We start from the raw sequence: 9,587 nt of genomic DNA, 5'->3' as shown, positions 1-9,587 counted from the left end.
CGCATGAGGAACTTGTACGCACGGATCATCCGGCCCACCCCCTTCCTGGTCAGCTTCAACGAAGATACTACGCTTGGCGTATGCCACCGCGCTGGGCACCAAACCCTGATATCCGTACTGGACGTCACGTCGCCTGCAACCTGCATGCTCACTTGGTGTTCGTCACCAAATACCGGCGCGATGTCTTCGATGACGCCATGCTCAAGCGCTGCGAAGAGATCATGCGGGAGGTCTGTACCAGCTTCGAAGTGGAACTACGCGAGTTCAACGGCGAAGCCGACCACGTCCACCTGCTCGTGCACTACCCGCCGAAGATCGCCCTGTCCAAGCTGATCAACAGCCTCAAGGGCGTCAGCTCCCGCTACCTGCGGGCCGAGTACACCGGCCGGATAAACCACATCGGAATGGGCTCGGCGTTCTGGTCGCGCTCCTACTTCGCCAGCTCCTGCGGCGGTGCACCGCTGACCGTGATCCGTCAGTACATCGAAGGCCAGAAGCAGCCTGGCTGACCGTCAAAACAGAGACGGAGCAAACTCCGGCGCAGCGCGCCTCCGGGGACGAGGATGCGTTTCCCTCCCCGGCTGAAGCCGGGGATACCCACACAAGATCAGGGATGGAACTGGTCGCCGGCCACACGCTGGACCGGGCCGCCGCCGGTGCGTCGGTCCCCTTGATCCTGGACTGGGCCGGACAGATCTGCCGGGCCCTGGAGGTCACGCACGCCGCCAGCCTGCTGCACCGTGACATCAAGCCCGGGAATGTGATGGTCACCCCCACGGGGACCGTCAAGCAAGCTCCTGGACTTCGACATCGCCCGCTTCGTCCGGGAGCCGGACCAGGCGCGCCCGCTCACCCTCGCAGGCCAGGCAGTCGGAACGCCCGCCTACATGGCACCCGAACAGCTCGGCGCGCCCGGAACGACCGACGGCAGGGCCGATCTGTATGCCCTGGGCTGCGTGCTGTACGAACTGCTGATCGGCGCCCGCCCCGACTGCGGCGGGCTCTACGAGAGGAAGCTGCCGCCCCCGCCGTCCCTCCACTCCCGCGAGCCGCTGCCTCCCGAGGTCGACGGACTCGTCCTCGCGCTTCTCGCCCCGGAACGGGCGGACCGGCCTTCCGACGCGGGAACGGCGTGCGCCATGGTCGGGGCCGCGATGGACGCGTGGAGCAGGACGCACGGCCCGGCCGGTCTCGGATCCGGCGCCCCCGCGTGGCCCGGCGAGAGCGGCGGTGGCCTCGCGAGTACGTCCGGCGCCCCTGCTCCGTACGACCCGACCGCCCTCCTCGACGTGGTGGCGCCCTCCCCCGCGCAGGGCCGCCCGGCGACCCGGACGCGGGTCATGCCGATGTCCATGTCCGGCCTCGACCGCGTTCGCGAACTGGCCGACTGGCAGCGTGGGCACCCGGAGGCATGCCGCGACCCGCGCACACCGGCCGTTAAGGAACTGCGCCACCTCGTCGAGGATCTGGTCTACCTCCCGGCAGGTCTGCTGGCCCACATCGGCCTCTCCGGCCTGAACCTCGACAGTGCCGTCCTCATCCAGGGGAGACTGGCCAGGGCCCGGCTGACGGGCACTCAACTCTCCTTCGCCCTGATGCCGTTCGCCGATCTGCGCGAGGCACACCTCGTCGGTGCGGACCTCGCGGGCACCTACCTCGGCTCGGCGAACCTGGCGGGCGCCGACCTGTCGAACGCCCAGCTCTACACGACCCATCTCACGGAAGCGAACCTGGCGGGGGCCCACCTGACGGAGGCCAACCTCGTGTCCGCGGTGCTCTCCGACGCCGACCTGAAGGGCGCCGACCTGCGCGGCGCGGTCCTGCACGGAGCCTCACTCCGCGAAGCCCGGTTGAGAGGCGCCGATCTGTCGGGCGCCGACCTGCGGGGCACCGACCTCGCGGGCGCCGACCTGAGCGGCGTGCACTGGTCCTTGGAGACCTGCTGGCCGTTCCCGTCGACCGCACTGCGGAAGCTGTCGTACTCCTCACAGGCACCGGGCGGATTCGTCCTGCCCGACCCCTGCACGTCGTGGAAGCTGCGGAGGCTGCTGGACGGGGAGGACGGCCGGTAGTGCGCGATGGCGTGCCGGTCGCCCCTGGGCACCTCGACTGCCGCCTGCGCGATCAGTCGCCACTAGCATCAGGGGATGTCGATCCGGAAGCAGGCCGCACCGCCACGACCGCTCGCGATCGGCGATGTCGTGAGCGTCCGTCCAGCACAAACCTGTGGGAGCCGACAGTTGCCTTCTGTCATTCTGCGTGCCATGTCCGCGCGAAATCGAAGGCTGCCCCGACACCGTTCCTGGCCCTTGAACACCACCGACATCAACGAATGCCTCGGACCGTACATGAGCCGTGTGTCGGACCTGCGGTTCCTCAGGGGGCAGGACAATGGGCCCATCGTCCTGGGAGTGGCGTGGGTCGCTCCCCTCCAGCGTAACTACGGCCGCGGCATCCACCCGGACACGGTCGGCTTCCGTATGGACGTCCACCCGGTGGATGCCACTGAACGTGCCGCCACACGCGCAGTTCTGAAAGCCCGTGCCCTTCCCCAACCCCACGCATGGATCACGCGGGCCGTCACCGCCGACGAGACCTGGCAACTGACGCCACACCAGCACTACTGGCTGCTTGGCGACGGCCGTCTCACCCATCGCGACGAAGAGTGAAACAAGTCCGGACAGCACTCGCGTTCCAGGGCGTGCATCACTGCCCCGCTCTCCCCGCGAATCGATGCGCCTGGCGCGGCGACGACACTGCCCGTTCGAACACTGCCGTGCGGGTGGGCGACGGGGAGGAACCTAGGCGTAGCGCTCGAACAGGGCGACGACGTATTCCTCCAGCCTGCCGGCCAGAACGGCGGGGGTCAGATCCGTGCGCCCGAGTTCGCGCCAGGGGACGGCGACCTTCTCCGCGTCCGGGGCGAAGGCCAGGGCGTCGATGAGCCGCCAGTACAGATGGGCGTCGCGCCGTCCGTCAAGTCGCCCTCCAGCGGCGAGGTACCGGTCCGCGAAGCTCATGCCCAGGGGGACACCGTGCAGCAGGGCCAGGGCTGTTGAGCAGTGGGCCACGTCGAGGTCGGCCGGTCCCCATGAGGTCTCCACCCAGTCGACCACACCGCTGAGACGTACGTCGTTCCCGTCGCCTTCGAAGAGAACATTGCCCGGGTGGAAGTCCCGGTGCAGGAAACAAGGTTGGTGACGCGGGGGATCCTTCCGGATGACGTCCACGGCCCGGTGCCACAACTCCGGCCGCTCCGTGGACGCGGGGAGCGTCACCCGCTCCGTTGAGGTCCAGGCCTCCCAAGTCCGCGGCCTCGCCTCCGCGGAGACCTCGGTCCGATGAATGCGCAGCAATTGCGTGGCCAGCAGATCGGCCCGGCGCTCGGCACCCCGATCGTCCAGACGGACGGACCCGGGCAGCGACGACATCAGCAGGGACGGGTGGTCGCAGTACGTGCCGGCTGCGTCCACGTCCACGAGTTCGGCCGCGGGCACACCCGTCTCCCCGAGCAGACGCAGCATCGCGGCTTCGCGGGACAACAAGCCGTTCGCGTGCCGAACGTAGAAGGGCTTCTCGAAGGAGCGCAACACCAGGGCTCGTCGACCGTCAGGACCGGAGATCCGGAGCCTGCGCATGTGCGAGGTCCAACCGCCGCGCAGGCGCTCGGCTCCCACTATCCGCTCCCCCGGGGCGAGTCGCTTCTCCACCCACGACCGTGTGGCGCCCCACCCGCGTGCCTCAGGTCCGTCTCCGGCTCGGCTGCTGCCCTCATCGTGGATCACGACGGGAAGGCTATCGGCACCGTGGAGGAAACATCCTTGCTCATATCGTCCGTCGCGAGGTCACGGACCGTACGGCGGTGGGGCGTTCGGCGGTGAGGGGTTGGGCGGCGGAGTGTTCGGTCAGTGGGTGTCGTCCTCGTCGGGGGCGTGCGGTTCGTCGGAGAGCAGGTCGTGGGCGTGGCCGTCGAGTGCGTGCTGCATGTCGGCGGAGCGGGGCAGCATGGTCTTCTCGTAGGCCCGGACGGCGTCGTCGATGGTCTCGTGGTGGGCGAGGGCCAGGGCGAGTTCGCAGGCGTCGAGCATGGCGAGGTTGACGCCGACGCCGAGCGGGGGCATCAGGTGGGCGGCGTCCCCGAGCAGGGTGACGGTGGGGTCGTGTTCCCAGGCGTGGGGAACGGGAAGCGCGTACAGAGGGCGGTCGACGTAGAGGCCGTCGTTGTCGCGGAGCATCTGCCTCAGGCGGGGAGACCAGGCCCTGTAGCGGTCGAGGAGGATGTCCCGGATGCCGTCGGTGTCCTCGGCGGTGAGGCCGGCGGCGGTGATCCAGTCGGCGGGGGCGCGCTGGATGACGTAGACACGGATGTGGTCGCCGCTGTTGCGCTGGGCGAACAGCCCGCGCTCGCCGTCGGCTGCCGCGGCGCTGCCCTGGCCGACGAGTCCGGCGATGTCGGGGTGCCGGTTGTCGACGTCGTGGAACCACGCTTCGAGGAAGCTGATTCCGGTGTACTGGGGGGTGGCGTCGGAGAGGACGCGGCGCACCTTGGACCAGGCACCGTCGGCTCCGATGACGAGATCGGCCTCGACGCTCGTGCCGTCGGTGAAGTGCAGCAGGCGGGGTCCCTGGGAGGGGCCTTCGACGGAACGCAGGGTGTGCCCCCAGCGCACGGTGTGGGGCTGGAGCGAGTTCAGGAGAAGGTCGCGAAGCTGTCCGCGGTCGATCTCGGGCTTGAAGAGCTCGCCTTCCTCGGGAACGTGGTGAAAGCCGATCGTGCCTGCCGCGTGGTCCAGTCGGCGCATCTCCTGCCCTTCGGCGCGGGAGAGGCGGAAGAAGTCGTCCAGCAGGCCGGCCTCGCGCAGGGCGATCTGGCCGTTGTCCTCGTGCAGGTCGAGCGTGCCGCCCTGGTTGCGCGTCTCCGGGCCGGTTTCGCGGTCGTGGACGGTGACGCCGATGCCGTACTGCTGGAGGATGCGGGCGCAGGTCAGACCGCCTGGACCGGCTCCGATGACGGCGATTCGGGGGGTGCGTCGGGTGTTCATGGTGGTGCTCCGTTCATGGGAGTGGGGATCGGCCGTGGACATGGCTGATCGCTCCGTTCGGACAGGAGGGAGTGAGGTGCGGGTGTCGGGGCCGGGCACTGCCTCGCGGCCACCACAACAGAAAAGCACACCGGATCAATAAGTGCAACGACTCAACTTTTTAAGCGAGCCAATTAGTGGTGTAGATTAGTTCTATGCCCGATGCCACCTCCTTGTCCGAGGCCACCCGCCCGAGCGATGACGCCCCTGCCCCTGTAGGGCGCCGCGAGCGCAAGAAGGCGGCCACCCGCCAGGCCATCGCCGACGCCGCCCTGCGTCTGTTCCTCGAGCGCGGCTACGACGACGTCGGTATCCGCGAGATCGCCGACGCCGCGGACGTGTCGACCACCACGCTGTTCAAGCACTTCCCCGTCAAAGAGGCGCTGGTCTTCGACGAGGAGGCCGATCAGGAGGCAGGCCTCCTCGCCGCCGTACGCGAGCGGCCCCCCGGCCGGTCCATCCCGAACGCCCTGCGCGAGCACGCACTGCGCCACCGCAAAGGGGGCGCCGACAGCGATCCCCGCTTCACGACCTTCCTCGACCTGGTGAACAGCACCCCGGCCCTGCGCGACTACCACCAGGCCATGTGGCTACGCCACACCGCCGCGCTCGCCGAGGTGATCGCCGAAGAGAGCGGCCTCCCCGCGGGCGATCCGGCCTGTACGGCCCTGGCCCACTTCGCCCTCGAAGCACCGCACGCTGCCCGCAGCCACGACGACCCTCAGCAGGTCATCACGAGAGCCTTCGATCTGCTCGACAGCGGCTGGCGCGATCTCACCTGAGACGAGGGGCCGACGGTCACCCGAGACGAGGCGCCGACGGCGTCAGCCCCATTTGATCCGTTCCCGGGGGAATTTCTCGGCGCCGCGGACACCGGGGTGGTTCCGTGGCGTGCCGACGAGCTGGATCCGCAGGTCCGGCATGCGTTCGAGCCCCGCCAGATCGGCCTCCCAGCCGAGCCCGGTGACGCCGAACGTGAGTCGGCGCAGGGCCGGAAACGCGGTCGGCAGGCGGGTCAGGTCGATCTCTTTGAGCCCGTGATCCGCGTGCACCATGAGTCCGAGGTGACTCACTCCGCCGTGGCCGAGACCCGAGGGCAGGCTGAACTCCCGCGCCTCGCAGGAGACGGACAACTGCGTGAGGGCAGGCAGCGCGCCGAGCGTGCCGATCCCTTCGATCGCGGAGCCGGTGAGCCAAACCTGGCTCAGACTCGTCCACCCGGCCACATGGGCCTGCCAGTCGAGAGGCATGGACGTGAGCGCCAGGTCCCGTACCCCGGGCAGCGCGGGCAGGGTGAACCGAAGCTTCTCGTACTGCCGATGGGGCCTGAGAATCATGGAGGCGAGGAACAGCGGGTCACTCGTGGTCGGGGCGATGCCGAGAAGAAGACTGGTCAGCCCTCGTACCTCGCGGAGAACGTCGAAGGACTCGGTGTACCTGAGAGCCGTGGGCGTCCAGTTCAGCAGGCTGGTCCGATGACTGTTGGCGAAGTCGACGACCTCGTCGAGCGGCATGGCCATGCGTACCGTCAGGCCCTCGACCGAACCCAGGACGTGTGCCTGGGCGAGTTGCGCGGTCGAGTCGGCCACCAGCCGGGAGACGTCCAGACCGGCGAGCACGGCATCGGCGTATTCCTGCCCCGGACAGGTCTCCCAGATCCCGACGAGTACCGAGGCGAGTTTCTCCCGCTGCTCGAACGGCATCTGTGACAGAAAGGCGAGGGCCTCGGAGCCGCCCAGTCTGCCGGCCAACTGGGCGGCGCTCCGGCAGAGGTCCATGTCCCGCCAGTCGAAGTCGCGCTGCAGAGCGGAGAGCAGGTCGGGCCCGACCGACGCGTACTGGTCGGTCTCGTGCGAGAGGCCGTCGTCCTGCGACCCCGTGGGCTGTGACGGGGTCTTCTCCGGTCCTGCGGCAAGTGCCTTGCTCTCCTCCTTCGCCGCGGCCCGGAAGGTTTTCGCGACGCCCGCGATCAGGGCCCCGCGGTCCTCTTCCTCCATCTGCACCGCGTAGGGAATGCACGATGCCGCGGCCAGACGCATACGGGCACGCTGGGTCCGGTTGGTCACCAGTCGCGCCTTGCGTCGCATCTGAGCGACGAACTCGCGGGTGTCGGCGAGGTTGCACTGGCTCATGGCGAAGCGCAGTACGTCGTCCCACATCTCCTCCCCGGCGTGGCCGGCGAGTTGACCGAAGGATCGCTGAGCGACCAGATCCGTGGCAGCGAGGTAGTCCTGGAAGGTGCGATGGCTGAAGCGCAGCGTGTCCTCGGCCGGGGCGACGAGAAGCCCGCTCCGCTCGTGCAGGGCCTTACGGATCTCACCGGGGGTGTGGGCGCCGGGCTCCCGCCCCAGACTGGGCAGCCGGCTCCGCACCTTCTCGTCGAAGCGCGTCAGGGTGATCTCCCGTTCGCCTTCCGCCGTCAGGTAGCCGGCGATCCAGGAGAGAACCGCCCTGCGTTGATCGATGTCCAGGCCCGGCAGCGGCTCGGGCACTTCACGGTCGGCGTCTCGCAGTCCGAGCATCATGTCGACGGTCCGCGCGTACAGCTCCTGCCGGAACCGCGGAAGCCGGGTGCCGTGTACCTCGTGAAGCTTGCACAACACGGCGCAGAGCAGCGGGGTCGCGGCGAGAGCGGAGAGATCCGACGACGCGTTGATGTGGCGGGTCAGGGAGATCTCGTACGAGGACAGACGCTCGATGCGCCGTTCGCGTTCCTCGTCCGCGAGCCGCGACGCGCTGACCCCGAGGATGGCTGCCCGGTGCCATTTGTGGATGAGCTCCGCCCGTTGGTCGGCGTCGAGTTCGACGAGCTTGAGCTCCACGAAACCGAGGCGGGCGGGCGGGGACCAGTTCTGCAGCGCCTCCGGGCGTCCCGTGACGATCACGTGGAGTGCGGGGAACTCGCGCAGAAGGTCGCTGATCCACCGCAGTACGCCGTCCCGGTGGCCCTCCAGCACCTCGTCGAGGCCGTCCACGAGCAGGAGCGCCCGCTCCTGACCGAGCATCCGGCGAATCCACCCGTCCGGCGGGGCGACGTCACTCGCCATCCCGCTGAATTCGAGGAAGTGCCCGATCCGCGGTGGGACTCCATCGCGTCCCTCGACCCGTTTCCATCGCGGCGCGTACATGTCTCGCAGGCGCAGCAGGAAGGGAATCCGTTCGTTGAACGGCGCGAGTTCGCCCTTGCACGAGCCGCGCGCCATGGAGACGGCAAGCCACTCGAGCAGGGTGGATTTCCCGGCTCCCGGGCTGCCTCTCAGCAGCAGCCGCGTGTTCTTCGCGATCAGGGGCTCGACCGGTCTGGTCTGCTCGGCGTTCGACGACAGGCGGAGCGACGGAACGCCCGCGCGCAGACTCACGTACGCGTGGTCGATGCTGATGTCGTCCACGAGGTGACCCTGGAGACCGAGCCCGAACAGCTCGATATGCCCGTAGCGGCGGATCGTGTCGCTGCGGTACGTGTCCAGGAAGGCGGCGTCGCGCGCGTCCGACTCCGTGAGCGGCGGTGAGGGCCGGACTCGGAACAGCGCGTCGGCGAGCGGCGCCCCCTCGAACACGGCGCTGATGGGGCTCGCCTCCAGCCGGGAGTGGTTCCAGCCCGACGAGTCGCGCACGACGACACCGATCAGCCAGCGGCCCGCGTGGAACACCGGCGCACCCGACATCCCTCTCCAGGGTTCCGGGCCCGTCGGCGCGTGTCCGTCGAGTTCGAGGGAGAGGTAGCCGTGGTTGTCCGCGCTGTTGGGTGCCACCTTGAACGCGGCCTCCAGCGGGGCGACACCGGCGGTCACCCGGGTCATCACCGCCGGCAGACCGAGGGCCGAGCAGGAGTCGAAGCGCGCGTCGGACGCCAGCTCACGCAGCGGCACGCCGGCCAGCTCACCCGGTGCGGCAAGGTCCTCGGCCGTGAGGAGTACGGCGATGTCCTTCTCGATCCGCACGACTTCCGCGGTCGTCACGCGCAGGGTGTGCAGCCGGCACACACGCAGGTCCTCGGCGGGAATGTCGTCCACGACATGGCCGGCGGTCACGACCACCCGGCTGTTGAGGAGGTAACCGCTGCCGCGCACCTGGTCATCCCCCGTCGTCAGGGCGACCAGGTGGAGGCGGCTGGGGTGCCGGACGGCGGCGGTCATCGGACGATGCGGTGGCCGGAGTCGGTGTTGCGGATCTCGGGGCTCTCGCCGGTGGCGGCCGACACGGGCGTGAGGTTGAGCGTCACCCGATGCGTGTGCGCCGTGGACCGCCTGCGCTCCGCGTCGGCAGTGACGACCCACGCCTTGACCCCGCCCTTGACCGTCCGGTCACGGGCCAGCGCGACAGTGAACTCAAGCTGAATCGGGCCCACTTGGAATCGGACGTCCGAGTCGGGGTCAGACGCGGCCGCCTCCGTGATCTGTGTACGGAGTGCCTGGACGGCGGCCACCAGGTCGACGGAGGCCCCGGCGGGACCGTCGTCCGGTCTGCCGCGAAAGAACCACATCTCTCCAACTCCTCCCCCAGCCA

The 9,587-nt window shown here is 69.1% G+C and carries 8 protein-coding genes; 4 read left to right on the top strand and 4 right to left on the bottom strand.

Features of this window, described 5'->3' with window-relative positions; genetic code table 11:
* Positions 1-80 precede the first annotated feature (80 nt).
* The 3 genes from tnpA (at position 81) to ACWEBX_RS14685 (ending at position 2,669) form a co-directional block, all read left to right on the top strand.
* Positions 81-509 carry an IS200/IS605 family transposase gene (gene tnpA / locus ACWEBX_RS14695; protein ID WP_451885224.1) on the top strand — a complete coding sequence of 143 codons (429 nt, stop codon included), beginning with the start codon at positions 81-83 and terminating at the stop codon, positions 507-509.
* Positions 510-797: 288 nt separating this feature from the next.
* On the top strand, positions 798-2,072 hold the full coding sequence (locus ACWEBX_RS14690; RefSeq protein WP_451885223.1) for a pentapeptide repeat-containing protein: 1,275 nt from the start codon (positions 798-800) through the stop codon (positions 2,070-2,072).
* 237 nt (positions 2,073-2,309) lie between these two features.
* Positions 2,310-2,669, top strand: a complete 360-nt coding sequence (locus tag ACWEBX_RS14685) for a hypothetical protein (protein ID WP_451885219.1) — start codon at positions 2,310-2,312, stop codon at positions 2,667-2,669.
* 132 nt (positions 2,670-2,801) lie between these two features.
* Here ACWEBX_RS14685 and ACWEBX_RS14680 read toward each other — a convergent pair whose 3' ends face one another.
* Both ACWEBX_RS14680 and ACWEBX_RS14675 read right to left on the bottom strand, forming a co-directional pair.
* Positions 2,802-3,680, bottom strand: a complete 879-nt coding sequence (locus ACWEBX_RS14680; RefSeq protein WP_451885222.1) for a phosphotransferase family protein — start codon at positions 3,678-3,680, stop codon at positions 2,802-2,804.
* Positions 3,681-3,905: 225 nt separating this feature from the next.
* On the bottom strand, positions 3,906-5,042 hold the full coding sequence (locus ACWEBX_RS14675) for an FAD-dependent oxidoreductase (RefSeq protein ID WP_451885218.1): 1,137 nt from the start codon (positions 5,040-5,042) through the stop codon (positions 3,906-3,908).
* Between the two features lie 194 nt (positions 5,043-5,236).
* Between ACWEBX_RS14675 and ACWEBX_RS14670 the strand changes: the two genes are divergently transcribed.
* Positions 5,237-5,863 carry a TetR/AcrR family transcriptional regulator gene (locus tag ACWEBX_RS14670; RefSeq protein ID WP_451885217.1) on the top strand — a complete coding sequence of 209 codons (627 nt, stop codon included), beginning with the start codon at positions 5,237-5,239 and terminating at the stop codon, positions 5,861-5,863.
* A gap of 42 nt (positions 5,864-5,905) precedes the next feature.
* Here the strand turns inward: ACWEBX_RS14670 and ACWEBX_RS14665 are convergent, their stop codons facing one another.
* Both ACWEBX_RS14665 and ACWEBX_RS14660 read right to left on the bottom strand, forming a co-directional pair.
* Positions 5,906-9,217 (bottom strand): NACHT domain-containing protein, encoded by a 3,312-nt coding sequence (locus ACWEBX_RS14665; RefSeq protein ID WP_451885216.1) that lies wholly within the window; start codon positions 9,215-9,217, stop codon positions 5,906-5,908.
* Positions 9,214-9,564: a trypco2 family protein gene (locus ACWEBX_RS14660; RefSeq protein WP_451885215.1), complete on the bottom strand. Its 351-nt coding sequence runs from the start codon at positions 9,562-9,564 to the stop codon at positions 9,214-9,216. Before ACWEBX_RS14660 ends, ACWEBX_RS14665 begins: the two co-directional genes overlap by 4 nt.
* Positions 9,565-9,587 lie beyond the last annotated feature (23 nt).

Source organism: Streptomyces sp. NPDC005070 (genome assembly GCF_053600395.1).
The sequence above is the reverse complement of the archived record's forward strand: the minus strand, read 5'-3'. Positions and strand labels throughout refer to the sequence as shown.